General features: G+C 68.7%; 21 protein-coding genes. 12 read left to right on the top strand and 9 right to left on the bottom strand.

The window, feature by feature from the left end; genetic code table 11:
• The first annotated feature begins 3 nt into the window (after positions 1-3).
• On the top strand, positions 4-1,152 hold the full coding sequence (locus CEK29_RS19995; RefSeq protein WP_094859126.1) for a glycosyltransferase family 4 protein: 1,149 nt from the start codon (positions 4-6) through the stop codon (positions 1,150-1,152).
• The gene (locus CEK29_RS19990; protein WP_094804065.1) at positions 1,149-2,279 is read left to right on the top strand and encodes a glycosyltransferase family 4 protein; all 1,131 of its coding nucleotides are present in this window, start codon (positions 1,149-1,151) and stop codon (positions 2,277-2,279) included. Before CEK29_RS19995 ends, CEK29_RS19990 begins: the two co-directional genes overlap by 4 nt.
• Before the next feature lie 66 nt (positions 2,280-2,345).
• Here CEK29_RS19990 and pgi read toward each other — a convergent pair whose 3' ends face one another.
• Both pgi and CEK29_RS19980 read right to left on the bottom strand, forming a co-directional pair.
• The gene (gene pgi, locus CEK29_RS19985) at positions 2,346-3,920 is read right to left on the bottom strand and encodes a glucose-6-phosphate isomerase (protein WP_094859125.1); all 1,575 of its coding nucleotides are present in this window, start codon (positions 3,918-3,920) and stop codon (positions 2,346-2,348) included.
• A 16-nt stretch (positions 3,921-3,936) separates the two neighbouring features.
• Entirely contained in the window at positions 3,937-5,328 is a 1,392-nt protein-coding gene (locus CEK29_RS19980) for a phosphomannomutase/phosphoglucomutase (RefSeq protein WP_094859124.1), read from the bottom strand.
• Positions 5,329-5,663: 335 nt separating this feature from the next.
• Here CEK29_RS19980 and CEK29_RS19975 point away from each other — a divergent pair, with 335 nt between their 5' ends.
• From CEK29_RS19975 to CEK29_RS19940, 7 genes are all read left to right on the top strand, one after another.
• Positions 5,664-6,323 (top strand): BPTD_3102 family carboxylase-like protein, encoded by a 660-nt coding sequence (locus CEK29_RS19975; protein WP_094804059.1) that lies wholly within the window; start codon positions 5,664-5,666, stop codon positions 6,321-6,323.
• Positions 6,324-6,418: 95 nt separating this feature from the next.
• Positions 6,419-7,840 carry an FAD-binding oxidoreductase gene (locus CEK29_RS19970; RefSeq protein WP_094804057.1) on the top strand — a complete coding sequence of 474 codons (1,422 nt, stop codon included), beginning with the start codon at positions 6,419-6,421 and terminating at the stop codon, positions 7,838-7,840.
• 19 nt (positions 7,841-7,859) lie between these two features.
• Positions 7,860-8,558, top strand: a complete 699-nt coding sequence (locus CEK29_RS19965) for a response regulator transcription factor (protein ID WP_094859123.1) — start codon at positions 7,860-7,862, stop codon at positions 8,556-8,558.
• A 10-nt stretch (positions 8,559-8,568) separates the two neighbouring features.
• Entirely contained in the window at positions 8,569-9,912 is a 1,344-nt protein-coding gene (locus CEK29_RS19960; RefSeq protein WP_094859122.1) for a sensor histidine kinase, read from the top strand.
• A gap of 121 nt (positions 9,913-10,033) precedes the next feature.
• A complete protein-coding gene (locus CEK29_RS19955; RefSeq protein ID WP_094859121.1) occupies positions 10,034-10,768 on the top strand; it encodes a FadR/GntR family transcriptional regulator in 735 nt (244 codons plus the stop codon).
• A gap of 202 nt (positions 10,769-10,970) precedes the next feature.
• Positions 10,971-11,900 (top strand): 5-dehydro-4-deoxyglucarate dehydratase, encoded by a 930-nt coding sequence (gene kdgD / locus CEK29_RS19950; protein WP_094804049.1) that lies wholly within the window; start codon positions 10,971-10,973, stop codon positions 11,898-11,900.
• Between the two features lie 261 nt (positions 11,901-12,161).
• Positions 12,162-14,075, top strand: coding sequence for an LTA synthase family protein (locus tag CEK29_RS19940; protein ID WP_255176220.1), 1,914 nt, complete (start codon positions 12,162-12,164; stop codon positions 14,073-14,075).
• Between the two features lie 339 nt (positions 14,076-14,414).
• Here the strand turns inward: CEK29_RS19940 and fahA are convergent, their stop codons facing one another.
• Both fahA and hmgA read right to left on the bottom strand, forming a co-directional pair.
• Positions 14,415-15,740, bottom strand: a complete 1,326-nt coding sequence (gene fahA, locus CEK29_RS19935) for a fumarylacetoacetase (RefSeq protein WP_094859119.1) — start codon at positions 15,738-15,740, stop codon at positions 14,415-14,417.
• A gap of 121 nt (positions 15,741-15,861) precedes the next feature.
• Positions 15,862-17,160 (bottom strand): homogentisate 1,2-dioxygenase, encoded by a 1,299-nt coding sequence (hmgA, locus tag CEK29_RS19930; RefSeq protein ID WP_094804033.1) that lies wholly within the window; start codon positions 17,158-17,160, stop codon positions 15,862-15,864.
• 141 nt (positions 17,161-17,301) lie between these two features.
• Here hmgA and CEK29_RS19925 point away from each other — a divergent pair, with 141 nt between their 5' ends.
• On the top strand, positions 17,302-18,228 hold the full coding sequence (locus CEK29_RS19925) for a LysR family transcriptional regulator (RefSeq protein ID WP_440588337.1): 927 nt from the start codon (positions 17,302-17,304) through the stop codon (positions 18,226-18,228).
• Positions 18,229-18,313: 85 nt separating this feature from the next.
• Here the strand turns inward: CEK29_RS19925 and CEK29_RS19920 are convergent, their stop codons facing one another.
• The 5 genes from CEK29_RS19920 to mutM all read right to left on the bottom strand — a co-directional run bounded on the left by CEK29_RS19920 (position 18,314) and on the right by mutM (position 23,729).
• Positions 18,314-19,702, bottom strand: a complete 1,389-nt coding sequence (locus tag CEK29_RS19920) for a 3-deoxy-D-arabino-heptulosonate 7-phosphate synthase (RefSeq protein ID WP_141218365.1) — start codon at positions 19,700-19,702, stop codon at positions 18,314-18,316.
• A 73-nt stretch (positions 19,703-19,775) separates the two neighbouring features.
• Positions 19,776-19,988 carry a DUF2783 domain-containing protein gene (locus CEK29_RS19915; protein ID WP_094859117.1) on the bottom strand — a complete coding sequence of 71 codons (213 nt, stop codon included), beginning with the start codon at positions 19,986-19,988 and terminating at the stop codon, positions 19,776-19,778.
• 8 nt (positions 19,989-19,996) lie between these two features.
• Complete coding sequence (locus tag CEK29_RS19910; RefSeq protein WP_094804027.1) at positions 19,997-21,679, bottom strand: FAD-dependent oxidoreductase; 1,683 nt, start codon at positions 21,677-21,679, stop codon at positions 19,997-19,999.
• A 165-nt stretch (positions 21,680-21,844) separates the two neighbouring features.
• Entirely contained in the window at positions 21,845-22,798 is a 954-nt protein-coding gene (locus CEK29_RS19905) for an MBL fold metallo-hydrolase (RefSeq protein WP_094804025.1), read from the bottom strand.
• Positions 22,799-22,901: 103 nt separating this feature from the next.
• Positions 22,902-23,729, bottom strand: a complete 828-nt coding sequence (mutM, locus tag CEK29_RS19900; RefSeq protein WP_094804023.1) for a bifunctional DNA-formamidopyrimidine glycosylase/DNA-(apurinic or apyrimidinic site) lyase — start codon at positions 23,727-23,729, stop codon at positions 22,902-22,904.
• Between mutM and CEK29_RS19895 the strand changes: the two genes are divergently transcribed.
• On the top strand, positions 23,728-25,614 hold the full coding sequence (locus tag CEK29_RS19895) for a tetratricopeptide repeat protein (RefSeq protein WP_094804021.1): 1,887 nt from the start codon (positions 23,728-23,730) through the stop codon (positions 25,612-25,614). The genes mutM and CEK29_RS19895 overlap by 2 nt on opposite strands.
• Complete coding sequence (gene lolB, locus CEK29_RS19890) at positions 25,614-26,192, top strand: lipoprotein insertase outer membrane protein LolB (protein WP_094859116.1); 579 nt, start codon at positions 25,614-25,616, stop codon at positions 26,190-26,192. Before CEK29_RS19895 ends, lolB begins: the two co-directional genes overlap by 1 nt.
• Position 26,193: the final 1 nt, after the last annotated feature.

Below are 26,193 nucleotides of genomic sequence, written 5' to 3'. Positions count from 1 at the left end.
CGCATGCGCATTGCACACATCATCACGGGACTGGGGCAGGGCGGCGCCGAATCGGTGCTGTTCCGCCTTGCCACGCACACCGGCCAGCGCGATCGCCATTTCGTGATCTCGCTCACCGACGAAGGCGTTTACGGCGCGCGTCTGCGCGCGGCCGGCGTGCCCGTGCATGTGCTCGACATGCCGCGCGGGCGCGTCACCTTCGAAGGCGTGCGTGCCCTGCGCCGCCTGCTGGGCGAAGAGGCCCCCGACGCCGTGCAGACGTGGATGTACCACGCCGACCTGATCGGCGGCGTCACCGCCCGCCTGGCGGGCATCCGCGCCGTCGCATGGGGCATCCGTAATTCCGGCGAGCACCTGTCGCGCAGCAGCCGCTCGGCGCGGCTGGTGCTGCGCATGTGCGCCAGCCTGTCCGGCCGCGTGCCCGCGGCCATCGTGTGCGCCGCGCGCGATGCCGCGCGGCGGCATCAGCAGCTCGGATATCGCGCGGATCGGATGGTGGTCATTCCCAATGGCTACGACCTCTCGCGTTACGCGCCCGACGCCGCCGCCGGCGCGCGCATGCGCGAGATCTGGGGCGTCGCGCCCGACGTCCCGCTCATCGGCTGCGTCGCGCGCTGGGATCCGCTCAAGGATCACGCCAACCTGCTGGGCGCGGTGGGACACCTCGTGCGCGAACACCGCGACGCGGGCCTGCGTTGCGTGCTGGTGGGCCGCGGCATGGCGCCGGGTAACGCCGAGCTGGGCGCGTTGATCGATCGCGAAGGATTGCGCGGCCGCGTGCTGCTGGCGGGGCCGAGCGACGATGTGCCCGCGGTAATGAACAGCCTGGACCTGCATGTGTTGTCGAGCTGCGCCGAAGGGTTTCCCAACGTCGTGGCCGAGGCCATGGCCTGCGGCACGCCCTGCGTGGTGACCGATGTCGGTGATGCCGCTCACATCGTGGGCGACACCGGCCGTGTGGTGCCGGCCCAGGATGCGCGCGCGCTGGCCGAGGGCATTCAAACCATGTTGCTGCGTGTGGCCGAGGTCGGTCGTACGGCGGCCGGCGCCGCCGGCCGCGAGCGGGTGCTGACGCACTTCGACCTCGAAAGAATGGTGCAGGCATACGGCGAGGTCTGGCGCCAGATCGCGCAAGGACGTGCCGCATCATGAGCAAGACGCTGCTTTTCGTTGTCAATAATCCCGCCTTCTTCATGTCGCACCGCGCGCCGTTGGCGCTTGCCGCGCAGGCCGAAGGCTATGACGTGCATGTGGCCACGATGGACGGCCCCGCGGTGGCCGACATTCAGGCGCTGGGGCTCACCCATCATGCGATTCCCATGACGCGCAGCGGCAAGCAGCCGCTGCAGGAGCTGGGCACGCTGATGGCGCTGGTGCGCCTGTTCAAGCGCCTGCGCCCCGATCTGGTTCACCTCGTCACGATCAAGCCGGTGCTCTACGGCGGGCTGGCGGCGCGGCTGGCGCGCGTGCCGGCGATGGTCGCGGCGATCTCCGGCCTGGGCTTCGTGTTCGTGGCCCGCGGCGGCAAGGCCGCGCTGGTGCGTGGCGTGGTCAGCGTGCTGTACCGTCTCGCGCTCGGACACCGCAACAGCAAGATCGTGTTCCAGAACGCCAACGATCGCGAACTGCTCGGCAAGGTCGGCGCGGTGCGGGATGACCAGGTCGAAATGATTCGTGGCTCAGGGGTGGATCTGGCCGAGTATCGTGCCGAGCCGGAGCCCCCCGAACCGGCGGTGGCGCTGATGGTCGCGCGCCTGTTGCGCGACAAGGGCGTGTTCGAGTTCGTGGAGGCCGCGCGCCTCCTGCGCGAACAGGGCCTGCCGGTGCGCCTGCGCCTGGCGGGCGGTATCGATCCGGGCAATCCGGCGTCGGTCACGCCGGAGGAACTGCAGCGGTGGCGGGACGAGGGTCTGGTCGAGGTGCTGGGCGAACGCCGCGATGTGGCCGACCTCTATGCCGCGAGCCATATCGCCGTGTTGCCTTCGTATCGTGAAGGGCTGCCCAAGTCGCTGATCGAGGCGGCCGCCTGCGGTCGTGCGGTCGTGACGACCGATGTGCCGGGATGCCGCGACGCCATCGAGCCCGGCGAAACGGGCCTGCTGGTGCCGCCCAAGAATGCCACCGCGCTGGCCGGCGCCATCGCGGCCCTGGCGGTGGATCCCACGCGGCGCCAGGCCCTCGGTGCCGCCGGGCGGCGTCTGGCCGAACGCGAGTTTTCGATCGCCGACGTCTGCCGCCGGCATCTCGAGATTTACGCGCGTCTTATCGCGAAGTCGTGAGGGCGGTGCCGGCCCGGACCCGTCCGGGCCGCGTTGCGCGGCCTTCGACGCGGGCCGGGGCCCGCTTCAGCACGAAGGCGTGCCCGGTCCCGCCAGCGTGGCGATCCAGTGCCGGGTCGAGGGGTCCTGGTCGGAACCCTCGTTCGAGCCGTTCAGATCACCGAGGATGTTGCGCGCCAGCGCCTTGCCGAACTCCACCCCCCATTGATCGAAGGGATTGATGCCCCACAGCACGCCTTGCGTGAACACTTTGTGTTCGTACAGGGCGAGCAGGGCGCCGAGCGAGCGCGCATCGAGGCAGGGCAACACGATCAGCGTCGACGGCCGGCCGCCGGGATGCACCTTGTGCCGGGCCAGTTGTTCCGCCCTGTCGGGATCGGGTTCGACCTCGAGCGACTCGCGCAAGGCCTCTTCGAAAGACTTGCCGCGCAACAGCGCCGCGCGTTGCGCGAGGCAGTTGGCGATCAGCAGCTGGTGGTGCTGAGCGTAATCGTGATCGGGACGCGCGCTCAGGATGAAGTCGACCGGCGCGCCCAGGCTGTCTTGGTGCAGCCACTGGAAGAACGTGTGCTGACAGTCCGTGCCGGTCATGCCCCAGACGGCGGGGCCCGTCGGCACGCCCACGGCGCTGCCGTCGGCCGTGGCGACCTTGCCCAGCGATTCCATCTCGAGCTGCTGTGCCCACGGCACCAGATGCTCCAGGCGCGAATCGTACGGCGTAATGGCCAGGGAATCGAAGCCGCGCACGCTGCGGTTGGCCAGCCCCGCGAGCGCCATCTGCACCGGGGCGTTCTGCGAGAGCTCCGCGTTGGCGAAGTGCTGATCCATATCGGCGGCGCCGGCCAGCAAGGCATCGAACGTGTCACAGCCCAGGCCCAGTGCGATCGGCAGGCCGATCACCGACCACAGGGAATAGCGGCCGCCGACCCAGTCCCAGAACCGGAACACGTGCTGGGGCGAGATGCCGAAGTCCAGCGCGGCGTCGGTGTTCGCGGTAATCGCGACGACCTGGCGCACCGGATCTTCGATGCCCGCTGCGCGCAGCCAGTCCATGGCCACGGCCGCGTTGGCCAGCGGCTCGGTGGTGGTGAAGGACTTGGAGGCGATGATGACCAGGGTCTGATGGGGATCGAGACCGGTCATGGCATCCGCCACCGCGTGCGAATCGACGTTGGAGGCGAAGCGGATGTCGCGCTTCACGCCACCGTGCCGCAAGGCGCGCAGCACCATGCGCGGACCCCAATCGCTGCCGCCGATGCCGAGATGCAGCACGTGCCGGTACGACTGGGTGGCGTCGAGTTGCGCCACGAAGGCGCGCATGCGCTCGCGCTCGCCCAGGATGGCGCGGGCGACGGACGGCGGCGGCTCGGACGCGCGCAATGCGGTGTGCAACGCCGCGCGGCGCTCGGTCCAGTTGGCCTGGCCGCCGTCGAACAATGCCGAGCGCGCGCGGGTGAAGTCCTGCTGGGCCAGCAGCGCAAGGCCGGCCTGGTCGAGCGCCTCGGATTGAGGCTGCGCGCTCAGGTCGACCTGCAGGCCGCCGGCCTCGATCACGCGCAACGATTCTCCATGGACCTGAGCCAACTGGACGGTGTCTACGTATGCGGCCCAGGCAGGCCCTTGGGTAAGTGAAGAAGTCATTGCGCCGGGATGAAGATCAGTAGGGCAGGCGCGCGTGCGGGGCGAGCTTGAGCAGTTGTTGACGGAAGTCGTGCTGGATGCGGGCCAGCGCTTCGGCGTTTTCGGCTTCGAAGCGCAGCACGATCACAGGCGTGGTGTTCGAGGCCCGGGCCAGACCGAAGCCGTCGGGGTACTCGGCACGAACGCCATCGATGGTGACGAGGTTGGTGACGCCGTCGAACTGGCCTTCGCGTTGCAGGCGGGCGATCAGCGCGTGCGGTTCGCCTTCTTCCATCTCGAGCTTGAGTTCGGGCGTGCTGACCGCTTGCGGCAGGGCCTCGAGGGGTTCGGACGGATTGGCGTGGCGCGAGACGATCTCCAGCAGACGCGCGCCGGTGTAGAGGCCGTCGTCGAAGCCGAACCAGCGCTCCTTGAAGAAGATGTGGCCGCTCATTTCGCCTGCCAGCGGGGCGCCGGTCTCGGCGAGCTTGGCCTTCACGAGCGAATGACCGGTCTGCCACATGAGCGGCTTGCCGCCGGCGGCTTCGATGGCCAGGCCTACGTGGCGGCTGCACTTGACGTCGTAAATGATGGTTTCGCCGGGGCAGCGCTCGAGCACGTCGCGCGCGAACAGAATCAGCTGGCGATCGGGCCAGATGATCTGGCCGGACTTCGTGACGACGCCGAGACGGTCACCGTCACCGTCGAATGCCAGGCCGATTTCGCAGTCGGTCTCGCGCAGGCAGCGGATCAGGTCTTCGAGGTTATGCGGATCGGCGGGGTCGGGATGGTGGTTCGGGAAGGTGCCGTCGACCTCGCAGAACAGCTCGGTGACCTCGCAGCCGAGCGCGCGGAACAGGGCGGGGGCGATCGCGCCGGCCACGCCGTTGCCGCAGTCGATCGCGATCTTCATGGGCCGGGCGAGCTTGACGTCGGACACGATGCGTTCGAGGTAGGCGGGCACCACGTCGAGCACGCGCCGCTTGCCGGGGCCGCCGGCCGGGACGGCTTCGGGCGCGTGCATCGCGTCGCGCAGGGCGAGTACGTCGTCGCCATACAGGGCGCTGCCGCCCATCATCATCTTGAAGCCGTTGTACTTGGGCGGATTGTGGCTGCCGGTGATCGCCACGCCCGAGCCGGTCTTTTCGGCATAAGCCGTGTAGTAGACCAGCGGGGTCGGCACCTGGCCGATGTCCAGCGTATCGACGCCGCCCTCGAGAATGCCTTCCTGAAGCGCGGTCGAGAGCGACTCGCTGCTGAGCCGGCCGTCGCGCCCGACCACGAGGGCGCCGATGCCAGCCGCGCGCGCGCGTGCCGCCAGTGCGCCACCCAGGGCGCGGGCAAAACGCTCGTCGATCAGGTCGGGCACCGTACCGCGGATGTCGTAGGCTTTATAGACCGAGGCGGGGAACTGCGGATTGCTGGACACGTGGGTTATTCCTTGGTGTATGCGTTGTCACCAGGCGCCACTGCGTCATTTTCCTGGGCGCTCCGGTGTACATGAACGTGATTATCCCCGATTCGGGCACGGCGCGTTTGTGAAATACGGCGACGCATCGACGTCATGCCACGGGGCGTAAGGGGGGGCGAACCCGGTGCAAAGCAAGCACCATGCCATGCCGCATCCTGGTGCATGCGCGTAAAACCTGACGTGCGGATGCCCGAACGCGCCGCCATAGGGGCGTCGGGCACGCTTCTTGCAAGTGTCCAAAGGTGTCACGCGAGAAGTGATACGCTTTAGGTGAATTTGAATGGAGGTGGCGCATGGGTGCCAACGTGTCATTGGTCGATATCGCGCACGGCGCGAGCCGCCGGCGTCGCCCGCCGGGCGGATCCAACGGCCAATCCGCGCCCGCGCCCGGGCTCGAACGCCGGCTCGACATCCAGGTGTATTCCGACGCCCGCGTCACCCAGGCCGGCCGGCCCTGGGAGCGCAGCGTGTGGCGCGAGGCGCGCGTGCTGATCGCCGAGTGCCCCGCGCCGCGCCTGGCCTATGGCATCGAGCAGGCACTCCGTGCCGCGGCCTGCGGCATCGCCCGCGACCGTGGCTGGCGCGGGCTGGGCACCGTGGCCTTTTCGCTCGATGACGCGACCGGCATGTTCCGCGTGCTCGAGGCGGCACTCCAACACGACACCGACGAAGGCGCCGGCGTGCTCGAGCCGATTTCCGCTCACACGCTCGACGTCCGGATCGGCGCCTGCGTGGCGTCCGGACGGCCGGATGCCCATCTGGTCGTTTGCGGCACGACCCGCGGCGACGCGCTGCGGCGCGCCTATCAGGCCATCGGCGACATGCCCGGCCTGGCGGTGCCCGAGCGCGCCTTTCTGCTCAACCGCATCGCCTCGCCCGCCTTTTGCTCGGGCCTGACCGGCTCGCGGCTCGATCGCATCACCGACTGGAGCGACCACCGGGCCGCCAGTTGAACCCCGGTGTCGCAGCGCCGCTGACACTACAATAGGCCGCATTCCTGGACCCGCCGACCGGTCTCTCGCCGTCGGCTCCGTGCGAGCTGAACATCATGTCGCTGCTTACCGATCTTCAGTCCCTCCTGGGACCGAGCCACGTCCTGACCGGCGCCGACGCCGAGCCCTATGAGCAGGACTGGCGCCGCCGCTACCGGGGCCGCGCACTGGCGGTGGTACGGCCGGGCTCCACCGACGAGGTCGCCGCCGTGGTGCGGGCCTGCCTCGCGCACGGCGCGCCGATCGTGCCGCAGGGCGGCAACACGGGGCTGTGTGGCGGCGCCACCCCCGACGACCGCGGCGATGCGGTGATCGTGAGCACCGCCCGGCTCAACCGGGTGCGCGCCATCGATACCGATAACGACACCATGACCGTCGAGGCCGGCTGCGTGCTGCAGGCCGTGCAGGAGGCGGCCGAACAGGCGGGCAGGCTGTTTCCGCTCAGTCTGGCGGCCGAAGGCAGCTGCACCATCGGCGGCAACCTCGCCACCAACGCCGGCGGCACCCAGGTGCTGCGCTACGGCAATGCGCGTGAGCTCGTGCTCGGGCTCGAAGTCGTGACCGCCGATGGCGAGGTCTGGCACGGACTGCGCGGCCTGCGCAAGGACAACACCGGCTACGACCTGCGCGACCTGTATGTCGGCAGCGAGGGCACGCTGGGCATCATCACCGCGGCCACGCTCAAACTCTTTCCGTTGCCCGTCGCGTCGTGCACCGCGTTGCTGACGCTCGACAGCATTGACGACGCCGTCGAGCTGCTGTCGCGCGCCCGAGCCGGCTTTGGCGCGTCGCTCACGGGCTTCGAGCTGATGGCGGGCGATTGCCTGCAGGCCGTGATCAAGCTGTTTCCGCAGCAGCGCCTGCCGTTCGAGGGCGATGCCACGCGCTCGCCCTGGTTCGCGTTGCTGGAGCTCTCCGACAGCGAGAGCGAGACGCACGCGCGCGAGCGCTTCGAGGCCGTGCTGGGCGCCGCCATCGAAGACGGCCTGGTGACCGATGCCGCGATCGCGGCCAATCTGGCGCAGAGCCAGGCCATCTGGCATCTGCGCGAAAGCATTCCGCTGGCCGAAGCGGAGCTCGGCAAGGCCGTCAAGCACGACGTTTCCATTCCGATCTCGTCGATCGCGCGTTTCGTGCACACCACCAACGCGGCCCTGCAGGCGAGTTTCCCGGGCGTGCGCAACGTTATCTTCGGCCATCTGGGCGACGGCAATCTGCATTACAACGTGGCGCGCGCGCCCGGCCAGACCGAGGCCGACCTGCTGGCGCTGCAGCCGGGCGTCTACGACATCGTGCATCGCAGCGTGATGGATTTCGCCGGCTCGATCAGTGCCGAACACGGCGTCGGGCAACTCAAGCGTGACGAGCTGCCGCGCTACAAGAGCGAGATCGAGCTCAATCTCATGAAGCGGATCAAGCACGCGCTCGATCCCAATGGCCTGATGAACCCGGGCAAGGTGCTGCAGGCGTCGGCCTGACGCAGGCGAGGAGCGGATCATGGCGCCAGCGGGCCCGAACTACCGCGTGCTGATCGTCGAAGACGATCTCACCATCGCGGGCAATCTCTACGAGTATCTGCAGGGCAAGGGCTTCATGCCCGATGCCGCCTACGACGGCCGCACGGCGCTCGCCATGCTGGGAGAACACAGCTTCGACGCCGTGGTGCTCGACGTGGGCCTGCCTGGCCTGGACGGCCATGCGGTCCTGCACGCGATGCGCATCGAGCGGCGCCTGCCGGTGCCGGTGCTCATCCTCACGGCGCGCGACGGGCTCGACGACAAGCTCGCCGGGTTCGCCCATGGTGCCGACGACTATCTGACCAAGCCCTTCGCGCTGGCCGAGGTGCACGCGCGCCTGCAGGCGCTGATCCTGCGCGCCCGCGGCGCGGTCGTGGATGCCGTGCTGAGCTGCGGCGCGCTCGCGCTCGATACCCGCACGCGCGACGTCACCGTTTCCGGCACGCCGGTGCATCTGGCGCGCAAGTCCACCCTGATCCTCGAGACCCTGCTGCGCGACCCGGGCCGGGTGGTGTCGCGCGAAGAAATGGAGTCGGTGCTGTGGGGCGACGAGCCGCCCGCCTCCGATGCCTTGCGCAGCCAGATGCATCTGCTGCGCCGGGCGCTGGCGGACGCCGGTTTCGACGGCATCGAGACCGTGCATGGCACGGGCTGGCGCCTCGTGTCGCCGGCCGCCTGAGGATCGAGGCATGAGCCGTTCCGGAGCGTTGACCCAGCGGGTCGTGTGGGCGCTGACCGGCACGGTCACGGTGTTCGTGACCGTCCTCGCCTTGCTGTCCTATCTCACGTTCGACCAGATGGAAGACGATCTGGTCAACGACATCCTCACCACCGAAACCGAGCGCCTGGCCCAGCATCTGCGCACGGGCGAGTATTTTCTGCCCGACGCGCGGCAGGGCCCGCGCGAGCTCGGTGGCTCGATGCGCGCGTGGCTGATCGAGCCGAACCAGAGCGATGCGGTGCTGCCCGAGCCGCTGCGCGGCCTCGACAACGGCCTGCATCTGCTGGAGCCGGGCGCCGAGACCTGGCACGTCATGGTGGCCTCGGTCGGCAATCAGCAGGGCAAACTCTATTTACTGTACGACGCCACCGACAACGAGGAGCGCGTGCAGAGTTTCGGTCTGTTCGTGCTGGGCATCGGCGCCATCTGCGTGGTGCTGGCCTATGGGCTGTCGCGCCGCGTGGCCGGTATCGCGGTGAGCCCCATGCTCGACCTGACCCAGCGGCTGTCTACCTGGGCGCCGGGGTCGGCCGACCTGGCCGTGCAGCGCGACGACGAGGCGGGCCGCCTGATCGAGGCCTTCAATCGCGTGCAGAATCAGGTCGACCGTTCGATCGCCCGGGAGCGCGAGTTTGCCGCCAATCTGAGCCATGAGGTGCGCACGCCGCTGGCGGGCATCCGCTCCGACGGCGAGATGATGTTGCTCGACGAGACCCTGCCGGCGGCGTCCCGCAAGCGCTTGCAGCGCATCGTGGACCACGTCGACAGCGTGTCGGCATCGCTCGAGAGCGCACGCGCGCTCGCCCGCGACGAGCCTCGCGCCGCCGAGTCCGTCGATCTGTCGCGCTGCATGCGCGACGCCTGGCAAGGCTTCGAGGTCAACGCCGAGCAGGCGGGGCTGCAGTTCGTGAATGCCATCCCGGACGGCGTCGAGCGCATGCTCGACCGCTACGCGCTGCTCACGGTACTACGCAATCTGGTGCGCAATGCGCTGGAGCACGCGGCGCCGGCGGAACTGGTGGCCTCGCTCGACGTGCGAGGCGCGCTGGTGCTGGCCGACAATGGCCGCGGCATCGCGCCCGACGAGCTCCCGTTCGTGTTCCAGCGCTATTACAGCGGGCGGCTGCGCGACTCCGCCGAGGCCGGCGCCGGCGCGGTGCCGCGCGGCCTGGGCCTCGCGATCGCCAAGCGCGTCTGCGACATGCAGGGCTGGACGCTGCACGTGGAATCGTCGCAATCGGAGCCCGGCCGCGGCACGCGCTTCGTGCTGTGCCTGGAAGAAACGCCCGCGCCGGTCGCAGGCGTGTCGTAGTGGCACGCCGGGCGTCCCGAGGCGGGTCGGTATCTGGTACGTTATCGTACAACGTGCCGGCGGTATAATCGGCCGCGAAGTTTTAACCTCCAGCATCACACCACCCCGGGATACCCCCTCGATGAGCAATGCCTCCCAAACCGCAGCGGTGCCGCAGCGTCGTCCGCGTAATCTGGCGCAGGGCCTGGTCGAATCGATCACCGAGCGTATTCGGGGCGGGGAGATCGCGCCGGGGCAGAAGCTGCCCACTGAGTCGGAGATCATGCGCCAGTTCGGCGTGAGCCGGACCGTGGTGCGCGAAGCCTTGTCCCGGCTGCAGGCGGCGGGGCTGGTCGAGACGCACCACGGCGTGGGCACCTACGCGCTCGAGCCCTCGGGCGGCACCGATTTCCGGGTGGATCCGGCCGACATCGCCACCGTGCGCGACGTGCTGGTGCTGCTCGAGCTGCGGATCTGCCTCGAAAGCGAGGCGGCCGGCCTGGCCGCGTTGCGTCGCAGCGACACGCAGCTGAGCGAGATGCGGCGCGCCCTCGACGAGTTCAAGGGCTGTCTGGCGCAAGGGGGCGACACCGTCACCCCGGATTTCCGCTTCCATCTGCTGATCGCGCAGGCCACCGAAAACCGCTACTTCGCCGATCTGATGTCGCATCTGGGCTCGGCCATCATTCCGCGTACCCGCATTAATTCGGCCCGCATCGCCCACGAAGACCGTGAGCAGTACCTGGCGCGGGTCAACCAGGAGCACGAGGACATCTGGCAGGCGATCTCGCGCCAGGATCCCGAGGCGGCCCGCGCCGCCATGCGCATGCACCTGAGCAACAGCCGCGAGCGCCTGCGCCGCGCCCAGGACCGCTGATTTTTTCGCCGGCAGGCCCAACGCTTGTCTTGCGCCGAAATTAGATATACGATGTCGTACAACTAGGCGGCGACGAGCAGTTCCACCGTCTGGTTGCATGCAGGCCGGGTCGGGTGACCCGGTGGCACGACCCAACACGATGAACGCCGCCATCCGGTTCCGGGGGAGCCCGCGGCGCTTTGACACCACGGAGCAGAATTCCATGTATTTCGACCACGCCGCCCTCAAACACCTCCTGGGCAATGGCCTGCTGTCGTTCCCGGTGACCGATTTCACCGCCAACGGCGACTTCAATGAGCAGACCTACCGTCAACGCCTCGAATGGCTGATGCCCTACGGCGCCTCGGTGCTGTTCGCGGCCGGCGGCACCGGTGAGTTCTTCTCGCTGGAAGTCGACGAATACGCCAAGGTCGTGAAGACCGCCACCGACACCTGCAAGAAAGACACCCCGATCGTCGCTGGCGTAGGCCAGGGCACGCGCGCCGCCATCCGCTACGCGCAGGCCGCCGAGGCCAACGGCGCGAGCGGCATTCTGCTGATGCCGCACTACCTGACCGAAGCCAGCCTGGACGGCATCGTCGATCACGTCGAAGCGGTCTGCAAATCGACCAAGCTCGGCGTCGTGGTCTACAACCGTGCCAACTCGCAGCTCAATGCCGACGCGCTCGAGCGTCTGGTCGACCGCTGCCCGAACCTGATCGGCTTCAAGGACGGCGTGGGCAACATCGAACTGATGATGTCGGTCCACAACCGCATCGGCGATCGTCTGGTCTACGTGGGCGGCCTGCCCACCGCCGAAATCTTCGCACCCGCCTACCTGGCGATGGGCGTGAACACGTACTCGTCGGCCGTCTTCAACTTCGTGCCCGCCACCGCCGTGCGCTTCTACGAAGCCATCCGCGCCAACGATCACGCCACGGTCAACGACCTGCTCAAGCGCTTCTACTTCCCGCTGATCGCGCTGCGCAACCGCAAGTCCGGTTACGCCGTCAGCATGATCAAGGCCGGCGCCACCCTGGTGGGCCACTCGGCCGGCCCGGTGCGCAGCCCGCTGACCGAGCTGACCGACGCCGAAGTCGAAATCCTGGCTGGCCTGATCAAGGGCGTCGAGCCCGAAGCCCTGGCCCGCTAAAACCATCTTCCCCTTGCCCGGGCGCGAACAGCGCCCGGTCTGCTCGCGGCCCGCCGTTGATCCGGCGGGCCGTTTTTTTTTGTCTTGGGCCGCCCCAAGACAAAAAGCGCCCCCTCGGGGGGCAGCAAGCCGAAGGCGCAGCGTGGGGGCATTTTTTGACAATAATTTGACGGCTTGCCGGTATGCTTGCGCGTCCCTGAAACGGGCGCTGGTATCGGCCGCTTGAGCCACCCCCCATCGGCGCCACTCCCGGAGCCGCTTTTGCGCCGTCTTACCGTTCGCTTTGTCATCTCCGTGCTGGTCATGCTCACCCTGAGCCGGCTGGCGCTGTCGTTCTGGCTTTGGGAGCGTGTGCAGGACGCCGGCGGACTCTGGCCCATCCTCATCGGGGGCTGGCGTATCGACCTCTGCCTGATCGCCATGGTGATCGGGCTGCCGGCGGCGCTGTCGCCGTGGTTCGGTCATCGTCCGCTCGCCGCCCGGCTGACGGCCTGGTGGTATCGCATCTGGTGGATGCTGTTCGTGCTGCTCGAGGTGTCCACGCCCCAGTTCATCTCCGAGTACGACACGCGGCCGAACCGGCTCTACTTCGAGTACCTGGTGCATCCGCGCGAAGTGGCGGCCATGCTCTGGGAGGGCTACAAGGGCGTGCTGTTCGCCTCGGCGGTCTTGCTGCTGGCGGCGGCGTGGCTGGGGTTCCGGCTTTTCCCGGTGGGCCGCGCCGATGGCTTCATGCGCTGGTGGAAACGACCCTTGGTCACGCTGGCCGTCATTGCCGTCTGCGTGCTGGCCGGGCGCGGCACGCTGCAGCACCGGCCGATCAATCCGTCGGTGGTCGCGTTCTCCAGCGACGCCATGGTCAACACGCTGCCGCTGAACTCGCTCTATAACGTCTTCGATGCGGCCTACCGCATGCGCGACGAACGCTCATCGGCCGCGCTGTATCCGCTGATGGAGACCGACCGCATGAACGCGCTGGTGCGCGAGGCCGCCGGCCTCACCGGCCCGGCGCTGGATCCGGCCTATCCGAGCGAACACGTGCAGCGTGCCACGACACGCCGCGACAAGCCGCTCAATCTGGTGATCATCCTGCAGGAGAGCCTCGGCGCCCAATACGTGGGCAGCCTGGGCGGACGCGACCTGACGCCGAATATCGACGCGCTCGGTCAGCAGGGCTGGATGTTCGGCCGCGCCTATGCCACCGGCACGCGCTCGGTGCGGGGCATCGAGGCCGTGACGGCGGGCTTCCTGCCCACGGTCGCCGAAGCGGTGGTGAAGCTGCCGCGCTCGCAGAGCAACTTCTTCACGCTGGCTGGCGTGCTTGGCGCGCATGGCTACCGTTCCCGCTTCGTGTACGGCGGCGAATCGCACTTCGACAACATGCGCGGATTTTTCCTGGGCAACGGCTTCAACGAGATCGTCGATCGCAAGGCGTTTGTCGATCCGGTGTTCGTGGGCTCGTGGGGCGCCTCCGACGAAGACATGTTCAATCAGGTCGACCGGCTGCTGCGCGCCGATGGCGACAAGCCCGTGTTCACGCTGGCGTTTTCGGTGACCAATCACTCGCCGTGGGAGTACCCGGCGGGCCGGATCGAACCGCAGGGCGATCCCGCCACGGTTGAGAACACCGTGCGCTACGCGGACTGGGCGTTGGGCAAGTTCTTCGAGCGCGCCCGCCAGGCGCCGTACTGGGACAACACGGTGTTCCTGGTGATCGCCGACCATGATTCGCGCGTGTATGGCGCCAACCTCGTGCCGGTGCGGCATTTCCAGATCCCGGCGCTGATCCTGGGGGGCAGCATCGCGCCGCGCCGCGATGACCGCATCGTGAGCCAGATCGACATGGCGCCCACGCTGCTCTCGCTCATGGGCCTGGACAACGTCAATCCGCTGCTGGGCGCCGACCTGACGCAGCGCGATCCGAACCGCGCCATCATGCAGTACGGCGACAACTTCGCTTATCTCAAGGGTGACACGCTGGCCGTGATCGAGCCGCGCAAGCCGGTCCATATCTACAACTACCGCCGCGCGCCGCTCTCGGACGAAGAAGGCTACGACGAGCTGCCGGCCAATCCGGCGCTGGCCGACGAGGCGCTGGCGCACGCGCTGTGGCCGAGCTGGGCCTATCGCGAGGAACGCTATCGCCTGCCGCCTCAGGACGCCGCGCGGCGCTGAGCCCAGGCGCGGGGTTTTCTTGTCTTGGGGCGGCCCGGCGACAAAAATTGCCCCCACGCTGCGCCTTCGGCTTGCTGCCCCCCGGGGGGGCGTTTTTGTCTTGGGGCGGCCCGGCGACAAAAAATGCCCCCACGCTGCGCCTTCGGCTTGCTGCCCCCCGAGGGGGCTCTTTGTCTTGGGGCGGCCCGGCGACAAAAAATGCCCCCACGCTGCGCCTTCGGCTTGCTGCCCCCCGAGGGGGCTTTTTGTTTTGGGGCGGCCCGGCGACAAAAAAGCCCCGGGTGAGGCGCCTTCGCAAGGCGCGCCACCCGGGGCTTTGTCATGCCTGACCGGTCGGGATCAGACGCGTGCCGGCAACACCGTGCCCGCGGCCTGCCCGAAGGCGATGCGCGGGTAGCCGGGTTTTTCGCAGTGCGCGCGGATGATGATCTCGTCGCCGTCCTGCAGGAAGGTGCGCGACTCGCCCCAGGGCAGCGCGACCGCGGTCTTGCCGCCGTTGCTCAATTCCATCAGCGAGCCGGCCTCGTCGGGCTGCGGACCCGACAGCGTGCCGGTGCCGAGCAGGTCGCCGGGTTGCAGATTGCAGCCGTTGACCGTGTGATGCGCGACCAGCTGGGCGACGTTCCAGTAGGCATCGCGGAAGTTGCTCGACGACAACTTGGCCGGCGCCTGCTTCGCGCCACGCGATTGCTCGGTGGTGAGCAGCACTTCCATCTGCACGTCGATGGCGCCCTCGGCGCGGTTCGCGTCGGAGCTCAGGTAGGGCAGCGGCTGCGGATCGGCGGCGTCGCGGCTGTAGGCGACGCGGAAGGGCGCGAGCGCCTCGAGCGTGACGATCCAGGGCGAAATGGTCGAGGCGAAGTTCTTCGACAGGAAGGGGCCGAGCGGCTGGTATTCCCAGGCCTGCAGATCGCGGGCCGACCAGTCGTTCAGAATGCACATGCCGAACACATGCGACTCCGCCTGATCCAGCGGCACACGCTCGCCCAGCGGGTTGGCGCTGCCGAGGAACACGCCGAGCTCGAGCTCGTAGTCCAGGCGCTTGCACGGACCGAACTGCGGCGCCTCGCCTTCGGCGGCCGGGCGTTGCTGGCCCACCGGACGCGGGAATTGCTGGTTCACGCCGATGCTGGAGGCCCGGCCGTGGTAGCCGATCGGCACCCACTTGTAGTTGGGCAGCAGCGGATTGTCGGGCCGGAATTGCTTGCCGATCGCGGTGGCGTGGTGCACCGAGATATAGAAGTCGGTGTAGTCGCCGATCTGGGCGGGCGTGGTGAACTCGGCGTCGGCCTGCGGCACCAGCAGCGGCTCGATCAGGCCCTGCAGCGGCGATCCGGTGCGCAGCGCGCGCGAGAGCGCCAGGCGCAGCGCCTGCCAGGCCGGCTGGCCCAGCGCCATCAGCGCATTGACGCGCGTTTCGCGGCCGGCCTGCAGCGCGGCCCGGGCGTCGCCATCGAACGGTGCGCCCGGATTCGCGTCCGCCAGCGCGGCCAGATCGACGATGGCGTCGCCGATCGCGACACCGACGCGGAAGGCTTCCTGCGTGCCCTTGCGGCGGAACGCGGCGTAGGGCAGGTTCTGCAGCGGAAAGCCGTTGGCCGGGGTGTTGGCGCTGCTGACCCAGCTGGTCAGGGCGGGATCGTGGGTTTCGTTCAGGGTAGTCATGGGTCGCGGTGTCTCGGTTCCAGGAGGAGGGAGGGGGTCGTGCGCGCTGCCAATGACAACGCGGCAATGGCGCACCATTGCCGCGCAGCCATCGGGCGCGGGCCGGCGGCGAGGCCGGCGCTTATGCCCGTTCGGGATTGAAATGCTTCTTCAGGCCTTGCCAGCACTGGTAGTAGTCGCCCTGCAACTGCGGCGATGCCAGCGCGTGCGCGGTCGGGCGGATCACCCGGCGCGTCTCGAACATGAAGGCCATGGTATCGCGGATGTAATGCGGCTTGCTGGTGTCGGCCACGCTCGCCTTCTCGAAGGTGTCGGCGTCGGGACCATGGCCGCTCATGCAGTTGTGCAGGCTGGCGCCACCCGGCGCGAAGCCCTCGGCCTTGGCGTCGTACACGCCCTGCACCAGGCCCATGAACTCGCTGGCCACGTTGCGGTGGAACCAGGGCGGACGGAAGGTGTTTTCCATGGCGAGGATGCGCGGCGGGAAGATCGCGAAATCCAGATTGGCCGTGCCCGGGGTGTCCGACGGCGAGGTCAGCACCGTGAAGATCGAGGGATCCGGGTGGTCGTAGCTGATCGAGCCCACCGTGTTGAACAGGCGCAGATCGTACTTGTAGGGGGCGTGCGTGCCGTGCCAGGCCACGACGTTCAGCGGCGAATGCGTGAGCGGCGCGCGCCAGAAGCCACCGGTGAATTTGGCGATGAGTTCGAAGTCGCCTTCGATGTCTTCGTACCAGGCGACCGGCGCCAGGAAGTCGCGTGCGTTGGCCAAGCCGTTGGAGCCGATCGGGCCCAGTTCCGGCAGGCGCAGCGGCGCGCCGAAGTTTTCGAGCAGATATCCGCGCGCCTGGCCGTCGAGCAGCTCCACGCGCAGGCGCACGCCGCGCGGGATCACGGCGATCTCGCAGGGCTCGAGCTCGATCAGGCCGAGCTCGGTGGCCAGGCGCAGGCGGCCGAGCTGCGGCACGATCAGCATCTCGGCGTCGGCGTTATAGAAGAAGCGGCCGTCCATCGAGCGGTTGGCGGCATACAGATGAATGCCCACGCCCGCCTGTTCGTCGGGGCTGCCGTTGCCGCCCCAGGTCTGCACGCCGGCCACGAAATCGGTCGGCGCGTCGGGGATCGGCAGCGGGCTCCAGCGCAGCTGATTGGGCGTGACGGGGCCTTCGCCGAACGTCGAGCGCCACTGCGGCGCGCCCTCGAACGGCGCGAAGGGCTTGTGCACCACGCCCGGACGGATGCGATACAGCCAGGAGCGGCGATTCTCGGCGCGCGGCGCGGTGAAGGCCGAGCCCGACAGCTGTTCGGCGTAAAGGCCGTAAGGGCACTGCTGTGGCGAGTTGCGGCCGTGCGGCAGCGCGCCGGGCAGCGCCTCGGTGGCGCAGGCATTGCCGAAGCCGGACTGGTATTGCAGGGGCATGGTTGTCTCCTGGCGGCGCCGCGCGAGGGGGCGGGCCGGGGTTGTTATGAGGTGGCCGGACGTGGCGCCGGACCATGCGTCATTCTGCGCAAATTCCCCATCGTTGGATACGGGAATGTATAAATACAGATTATTCACATCATGAATAGTGGCCCCGTGACCGACCTGCGCACGCTCGATCTCAATCTGCTCGTGATCCTGCAGCATCTGCTGCAGGAGCGCAGCATCTCCGCCGTGGCGCGCCGCCTCGATCTGTCGCAGCCCGCCGTGAGCAACGCGCTGCGGCGTTTGCGCACGGCTTTCGGCGACGAGCTCTTCGTGCGCACCGGGCAGGGCATGCAGCCCACCCCGCGCGCCGAACGCATGGCGGGGCCGGTGAGTGAGGCGCTCGATCTGCTCTCGCATATGGTCGACGAGTCCGACGAGGCTTTCGATCCCGCGCACAGCACGCGGCGCTTTCGCATCGCCATGACCGACGTGGGCGAGATTCATTTCATGCCCTCGCTGATGGAAGCGTGCGCGCGCGTCGCGCCGGAGGTCCGCATCGACTCGCTGCGGCTGCAGGGCGCGGATCTGCAGCGCGAACTCGACGCGGGGCGCGTCGATCTGGCCGTGGGCGCCTTCGCGGAGTTGGCGGGCGGCGTGGTGCAACGCATGCTGTTCCGTCAGGGCTACGCGACCCTGTTCCGTGCCGGGCATCCGAGCGCGCGCGCCGGCATGAGCCTGAAGGCCTTTCGCGCCGAGCGCCATCTGGTGGTGTCGCGGGCCGCGCCCTACGGGCAGGTGAATCAGTCGCTCGAGCGCGCAGGCGTGCGGCTCGAGGCGCACTTCAGCGTGCCGCACTTCGCGGCGGTGCCCTACATCGTCAGCACCACCGATCTGCTCGCCACCGTGCCGCAGAAGCTGGCCGCCAGCGCGGCGCCGCATTTCGGCTTGCAGGTCCTGACGCCGCCGATCCGCGTGCCGGCGCTACAGACCAATCTGTACTGGCACCGCCGCTTTCAGCGCGACGGCGGCAATCAATGGCTGCGCGGATTGATCATCGAGACCTTCGCCGATCGAGTCTGAATGGTGGCCGGCGGCTGGGCCGCGCAGCGGCGCCCGGCGCATCGGCGCCCGGCGCAACTGCGCCCGGCGCCGCCGCGCCCGGCATTCATTTCGACGTCGCGGCCAGGCTGGCTGGCGCCGCGGCATGCCCGACGGTTACGGCAAGGTCCGGGGTGTAGACCATCAGGCCGCGCGCCTGCCGCAGTTCGAGATACTGACGCAACACATGACGCCAGCGCGGCTCGGCGACCACGTCGCGCCACACGGCATCCAGTTCACGCGGGTCGGCGTAGAGCCCGGCATCGAGCCGCTGGGCGTAAGCCACCGTCGCGGGCGCCGACAGCAATTGCATGCGGCTCGCCGCCGTCAGCAGCCGCACCGCCGGCTCGGGCGGCGAGTCGCAGCAGTACAGAATGGGCGGCGCGGGGCTGCCGGTCTGCGCCGACAGCGCGGCCAGCGACGCGCCGCTCAGGCGCACGGGGCCGTCGGCACTCTGGAACGCATAGTCGAGGCTCGTATCGGCCGCGGCGAGCAGATTCAGGCCGCGCAGCAGCCGAAAGAGGTCGGTGGCCGCCGCGTCGGGCGAGGCCTTGACCTCCACCACCAGGCATACCTCCCATGCGGTATCCGGGCCGGCGTCCGCGGCTTGCCGCAGCACCAGCACGTCCCACTCGCCCTTGGCGCGATCGGTGCTGGCCACCAGCGAGCCGGGCATGCGTGCCGATCGCACGGTGCGATACACGTGCGTGGCGGTGGCCGCGGTCAGACCGCGCGCGAGCGTGGCGAGCGCGTCGGCGGCGGCGGCTTCGGCCACATTGCCACGGCGGCGCGATGCGGCGCCCTGTGCATAGGCGTCGGCGCTGCCGGATTGCGGACCGTGTTGGGCGCACAGCGCCAGATAGGCCTGAACCCGCGGATGGGCGGCCAGCGCGGCGTAGCGGCGCAAGCGGGCAAACGCGGCGTCTTGCGGCAGGTTTTGCAGCGCGGTCAGCGCCGGCGCGCTCGCTTCGCTGGCCGGCATCGCGAGCACGGCCGCCAGCGCGTGATGCAACGCGGGCCAGTTTTCTTCGCTGGCCGCCGCGTGCAGGCGGGAGAGCGCCGCGCGGCCCGCGTCGTCCGCCATGCGCTGCAGCCGCGCCGGATGGGCCGCGGCGTTCACGATGGCTCGCACGGTGCGCCGGTCCTGTTTGACGCCGCCCGCGAGGCTCACGTATTCGGCCACTTCCGCGGAACGCTGTCGCAACAGAAGCGCCTGGAACACCGGGTCCTGTTGCCATGCCTCGTCCACGACGCGGGCCAGCGCGCCGACGAAGGCGCGTTTTTCTTCCGGCCCCGGTGCCATGCCCGCGTCGACGCAGGCCCGCGTGCGCTCCAGCGCCAGGGCGAGCGCCGTCTCGGCGGTGTCGTCGTCCGCCAGTGCGGCCGGGGTGGCTGGCACCGCATAAGGGCGTGGCACACCGCGCAGCAGATCGTGCAGCAGGGGGCAGGAACTCATGCGCCCCATTGTAGGGGCGCATGTCCGCTTTTGGTCCGCCGGGCGACGGGCCCGGCGGGGCAGCGCGGTCGTCTCAGGCGGAAGCCGCCCCGGTGGCGACCGAGGCGCGTGCGTGGGCCAGGGCTTCGGCAATCACGCTCATGTCGCCGATGTGATTGGCCAGCAGCAGGATCAGCGCGGCGTTGAGTTCGCGGCTCTGCGCATCGCTGAGGTCGCGGTGGGTCTCGATCAGGGCCTCGTAGAAACCGTCGGCCGAAGGCAGGTTGGGCGTGGTGATGAGCGGCATGGCGGTCCTCAGTGCGTGCAGGTGGCGCGTGCCAGCGCCTGGTCGAGCGCGGCGTCGAGCGTGGCGGCATCGTGGCCACGCCAGCGCGCGGCGATGTGCTGGTCGGGGCGGATCAGGTAGCAGGTGCCCGGTTGCGCGTCGTAGCGGCGGGCCAGCAATCCCTCGGTGTCCTCCACGCGCAGCACGCCGGGTGGCGCCGTCCACGTCGCGCCCGCCGGGGCGACCACGATCGCGCGCACCGGCACGGGCCGGTCGGTCTGGCGTTGCAAGGTCTGCACGAGCTCGGAAGAGGGCGCCTCGGCGCCGCCGAACAGCACCACATTGAACGCGGTATCGAGCTGACCCAGCCACCAGGGCTGGCCATTGCCGCCCGCGACCGGCGCATCGGCGGCAACGGCGCCGGGCGCCATCGTGCCGGCGAACGCGTCGGCGTCCGGCGTGTTGAGCGGCGAGTCGCGATAGGTGGCCGGCAAGGACAGACGGCCGCTGTTGACGAGCGTGCGCGCGAAGGCGTGATCGCGCGCCAGATTCAGCACCGCGTTGCGGAACGTCCGGCTCACCTCGCTCTTGGGCGTGATGAAGTCGGTAGAGCGCGACGAGTTGAGAATGTTCTCGTCGGCGGCGTACTCGCGTTCGGTCGCATAGGTGTCGAGCAGGGCCTCGGGCGCATGCCCGGCCAGCACGAGTCGCAGCTTCCAGGCGAGGTTTTCGGCATCCTGCACGCCGCTGTTGGCGCCGCGGGCGCCGAACGGCGAGACACGGTGCGCCGCGTCGCCGGCGAACAGCACGCGGCCGTGGCGGAACGTGTCCATGCGTTCGCAGGCAAACGTGTACACGCTGACCCATTCCAGCTCGAATTCGGTATCGGCGCCGAGCAGCGCGCGGATGCGCGGCAGCACGTTCTCGGGCTTGACCGCCTCCACGGGGTCGGCATTCCAGCCCAGCTGGAAATCGATGCGCCAGACATTGTCGGGCTGCATGTGCAGCAGCACCGATTGGTTGGGATGAAACGGCGGATCGAACCAGAACCAGCGTTCGGCCGGGAAGGGCGCGCTCATCTTCACGTCCGCGATCAGGAAGCGGTCTTTGAAGATGCGGCCATGGGCCTCCTGGCCCAGCAGCTTGCGCACCGGCGAGCGGGCGCCGTCGCACGCGATCACCCATTGCGCCGCCAGCGTATAGGGACCGTCCGGCGTTTCGACGGTGACGAGCGTGTGGTCGTCCTGCGGCTCGATGCCGGTCACGCGGTTTTTCCAGCGCAGCTCGATGTTGGGCTCGGCGCAGGCCTGCTCGTGCAGATAGCCTTCGGCGTAATACTGCTGCAGATTGATGAAGGCCGGGCGGCGATGCCCCGACTCGGGCAGCAGATCGAAGCGCCACACCTCCTGGTCGCGGAAGAACACCTTGCCCACGTTCCACGACACGCCCTTGTCGACCATGCGCTGGCCGATGCCCAGGCGGTCCCAGATTTCGAGGGTGCGTTTGGCAAAACAGATCGCGCGCGAACCGGTCGACAGCCGGAAGTCGTCGTCGAGCACCAGCACGGGTACGCCCTGGCGCGCCAGGTCGATCGCGGTGGTCAGCCCGACAGGGCCCGCGCCCACGATGACCACGGGGTGCGTGGCCGGCGCGGTATCACGGACGTGCGCATGGTAGGCGAACTCCAGCGCCTGGTAATCGATGTCTCCCACGAGTGTCTCCTGCGTGGTGTGTTTGTCTTGGGCCGGAGCTGGCGCATCGCGCGCGGCCGCGGCCGGACGGCAGTCATCCCGGCGCGCCCGGTGGGGCCGCCTGCGGACTGCTCATATAGGTATCGGTCAAACAAGACGCCGCGCAGAGCGCGGCGCCGGCATGCATCAGCCTTCGAGCTGCTTCCACATTTCGATGTCGCGCTTGTCGGTCCAGATGCGCGGATCGTCGTGGCCGGTGGCCTCGTCGTAGGCGCGCGACACGTTGAACGGCATGCAGTGATCGAAGATCACCCAGTCGCTGTAGCGCGGCTTCATGAAGTCGTAGGCCTGGCGATAGATGGTCTTGAGGTCGAGGCCTTCGGCCACGCCGCGGTTGACCACGGCGTACAGGTCGGTCAGGAACGCGCGCGTACCGGCCAGACCCTGGCGCACTTCGGTGGCGCTCTTGAGCGCCGGCCCCCGGCCCGGCACCATCTTCTCGGCGCCGAAGGCGGCCAGCGCGTCGAGCGTGACCGGCCATTGACGGAAGTAGGCGTCGCCGCAATACGGCGTGGACTGGTACTCGACCAGATCGCCCGCGAACAGGATCTTCTGCTCGGGCAGCCAGGCGATGGTGTCGCCCTTGGTGTGGCCGCGGCCGATCTGCAGCAGCTTGACCTCGAGGTTGCCGAGGTTGACCGTCATCTCGCCCTTGAAGGTCATGGTCGGCCAGACCAGGCCGGCCGGAATCGACTCGGCGTTGCGGAACAGGCGGGGGAAGCGGCCGATCTCGCTGGCCTTGTCCTGCTCGCCGCGCTCGGCGATCAGGTCATAGGTGTCGCGGCTGGCGAGGATTTCCTGGGCGTTGTAGGCCGAGGCGCCGAACACGCGCACGGCGTGATAGTGCGACAGCAGGATGTACTTGATCGGCTTGTCGGTCACTTCGCGCACGCGAGCGATCACGTCTTGCGCCATGACCGGCGTGGCCTGGGTGTCGACCACCATCACGGCGTCGTCGCCGATGATGATGCCGGTGTTGGGATCGCCTTCGGCCGTATAGGCATAGGCGTTGTCGGACAGCTTTTCGAACGAAACGACTTTGTCCTGCAGGTCGCCGTGCGACGCGAATTGCTTGCTCATGGAGTCTCCTGCCACATTGTTCTGGGTGTGGAGGCAATATATCCCGGCGTTAGTCTTTGTGCAATACGTTCGCTATAAACGAATTCCCTAGGGTTCCGACCCCTCACCGCTTCTGACAACGCGGGCAGAAATAGGTGGCCCGCTGCCCCTGGACGATGCGGCGGATCGGCGTGCCGCACAGGCGGCAGGGCAGCCCGGCCCGCTCATAGACGGCCGCGTGAATGGTGAAGTAGGCGCCCGGCTCGCCGCTCGCACCCACGTAGTCGCGCAGGGTGCTGCCGCCCGAGTCGAGGGCGTCGGTCAGGGTGAGGCGGATGGCCGCCGCGAGCTTGTCGCAGCGCGGGCGGGACACTTTGCCGGCCGCCAGGCGCGGGTCGATGCCGGCCCGGAACAGGCTCTCGGAGGCGTAGATATTGCCCACGCCCACCACGGCGCTGCCGGCCAGCAGGGCCTGCTTGACCGCCATGGCCCGGCCGCGGAACTGGTCATGCAGCCACTTGCCGTCGAAACGCGGATCGAACGGTTCGATGCCGAGCGTGGTCAAAAGCGGATGGGTGTCGATCGGGCCCGCCTCGGCGGGATGCCACAGCACCGCACCAAAACGGCGCGGATCGTGCAGGCGCAGGATGGCGTGGTCGAATACCCAGTCGACGTGATCGTGCTTGCGCGGCGCTTCGTCTTGAGGCACCCGGCGCAGCGAGCCGGACATGCCGAGATGCACCAGTTGCACACCGTGCTCGAAACGCAGCAGCAGATATTTGCCCCGGCGGGCGCATTCGAGCACCACGCGGTCGGTCAGCAGGGCGGGGAGGTCGGGCGGAACGGGCCAGCGCATGCGGGGTTCGCGGACCACGAGGCGGCGCAGCGTCTGGCCGGTGATGACCGCGTCGATTCCCCGACGCGTGGTTTCTACTTCAGGCAGTTCCGGCATGAGCCAGTGTAAGATGATCAATTACGTGTACGAAGATTGTGCCACCAACCGGACGGGCCGCGTGAAGTTGTCGCTCAAACACATTAATCTCCGATTGGCCTCGCTGGCCTTGGTGCTGGCGGGTATCCAGGCGGTCCCCGCCCTCGCCGCCGAAGTGCGTCCCAAAGACGCCACCGGGCCGCGCCTCGTACCCCAGCAGCGTGCGCCCGAAACCGAAGTGATCCACCTGCGGCCGGGTCAACTGCCGCTGGTGAGCCTCACCGGTGACATTTTCTATCGCGTGCTGGCCGCCGAAATCGCCGCGCAGCGTGGCATGTACGGCAGCGCCGCCACCACGCTCGTCAATCTGTCGCGCGAAACCAGCGATCCGCGCCTGGCGCGCCGCGGGCTCGAGTTCCAGCTCGCCGGCGGCAATCTGCCGGGCGCGCTCGAGGCGGCCCGCACCTGGTCGCGCCTCGCCCCGAACGACATCGAAGCCAGCTCCACCGAGCTGGCCCTGGCCGCGGCCAATGGTCAGACCAAGGGTCTGGCCGAGGCCCTGCGCAAGCGTATCGACGCCACGCCCGACAAGGCCGGCGCCATTGCCCAGGCCATGGGCGTGCTCAGCCGCCTGAACGACCGTCGTCTCGCGCTGCGCATCCTCGACGAAGCCCTCTCCGACAGCGTGCGCAAGCAGCCGGTCGCGCGTCTGGCCCTGGCCGACGTGGCCCAGGCGGCCGGCGACTACGGCCGCGCCTTCACCGAAGCGCGCGCCGCGCTCGCCGCCGACCCGCGTTCCGAGCCGGCTGCCCAGCGTGTGCTCGAGTATGGCGAAAAGGTCGACCCGCAGCGCGCCGAAGAGCAGGCCCGCGCCTATATCGCCCGCAATCCCAACGCCCGCAAGGTGCGTCTGATGCTGGCCGGCCAATTGGCCGAGCGCGGCGATTACGACGCGGCCCAGGCCGAGTTGCAGGCCATGTCGCGCCGCTCGCCCGAAGATTTCGATCTGCTGTTCATGCAGGCGCAGCTCGCCTACAAGGCGGGTCACCTGGATCAGGCGCGCACGCTGCTGCAGCAATATCTGGACGTGCAGAACCAGCGCCAGCAGGCCACCGTGCCGGGCGCCACCGATGCGGGCGCCGCCGCGGCCGATGCGCGCGTGATGCTCTCTCGCATCGCCGAGGATCAAGGCCGCTTCGACGACGCGATCGCCGAGCTCGGCCGTATCGACGACCCCTCCATGCGGTTCTCGGCGCACATGCGCCAGGCCTCGCTGCGCGCGCGTCAGGGCCGTGTCGACGACGCGCTGGCCTTGATCAATGCCGCGGGTCCGCAAGACGAAGAAGAGCAGGTGTTGGGCATCCTCACCAAGGCGCAGATCCTGCGCGACGCCGATCGCGTCGATCAGGCCATCGCGATGCTGGCCAAGGCCGATCAGCAGATGCCCGATACCGTCGAGATCAAATACGAGCTCGCGATGCTGTACGAGCGCGTCGGCAAGATCGATCAGCTCGAACGCCTGCTGCGTCAGGTGATCGCGCTCGATCCCGAGCATGCCCACGCCTACAACGCGCTGGGTTATACGCTCGCCGATCGCGGCCAGCGCCTGCCCGAAGCGCTCGATCTGATCACGCAGGCGCTCGACCTCGCGCCCGATGATCCCTTCATTCTCGACAGCATGGGCTGGGTCAAGTACCGCATGGGCGAGCTGCCCGCGGCGGCCGAGTACCTCAAGCGCGCCTACGCGCAGCGGCCCGAGGCCGACATCGCGGCCCACCTGGCCGAGGTGCTCTGGAAGCAGGGTCAGCGCGAGCGCGCCATGGAGCTGCTGCGCACGGGCTACAAAAAAGATCCCAAAAACCGCACGGTCCTCGAAACCTTCGAGCGCCTCGGAGTCCAGCCGTGATGGCGGTGTTCGCGCGCATGCGCGGTGCCGTCGCCGTCCTGGCCCTGGGCGTGATCGCAGGGTGTACCTCGCTGCCCGAAGTCAAAGCCCCGGCGGGCGATGCCTTCTCGCGCAATGGCCGCTTCGCGATCACCGCCACCGAGTCCGACGGCAAGCAACAGGCCGTGCAGGGCGGGTTTACGTGGCGTGATACGGGTCGTGAGTACGTGCTCGACCTGACCAATCCGCTGGGCTCCATCGAGGCGCGTGTCGAGGGCGGCCCCGGCGTCGCCACGCTCACGCGCGCCAACGGCACCACGCTGCAGGCGCCCAATCCGGATGCGCTGGCCGAAGACGCCCTCGGCAGCCCCGTGCCGGTGTCCGGTCTGCGCAGTTGGCTGCGCGGCCAGCTCGCCAGCGATACCGACGCCGCCCAAAACGTCCAGCGCGACGATCTCGGCCGTCCGGCCTCGTTCGAGCAAAACGGCTGGAACGCGCGGCTCTCGCGCTACGACACGCTCGGCCCGCAATTGCTGGTGCTCGAGCGCCAGGAGCCGGGCCGCCGCATCATCGTGCGGCTGGTGGTCAATCAGCCCTGAT

The organism is Bordetella genomosp. 5 (assembly GCF_002261475.1).
Classification (GTDB): Bacteria; Pseudomonadota; Gammaproteobacteria; order Burkholderiales; family Burkholderiaceae_B; genus Bordetella.
The sequence above is the reverse complement of the archived record's forward strand: the minus strand, read 5'-3'. Positions and strand labels throughout refer to the sequence as shown.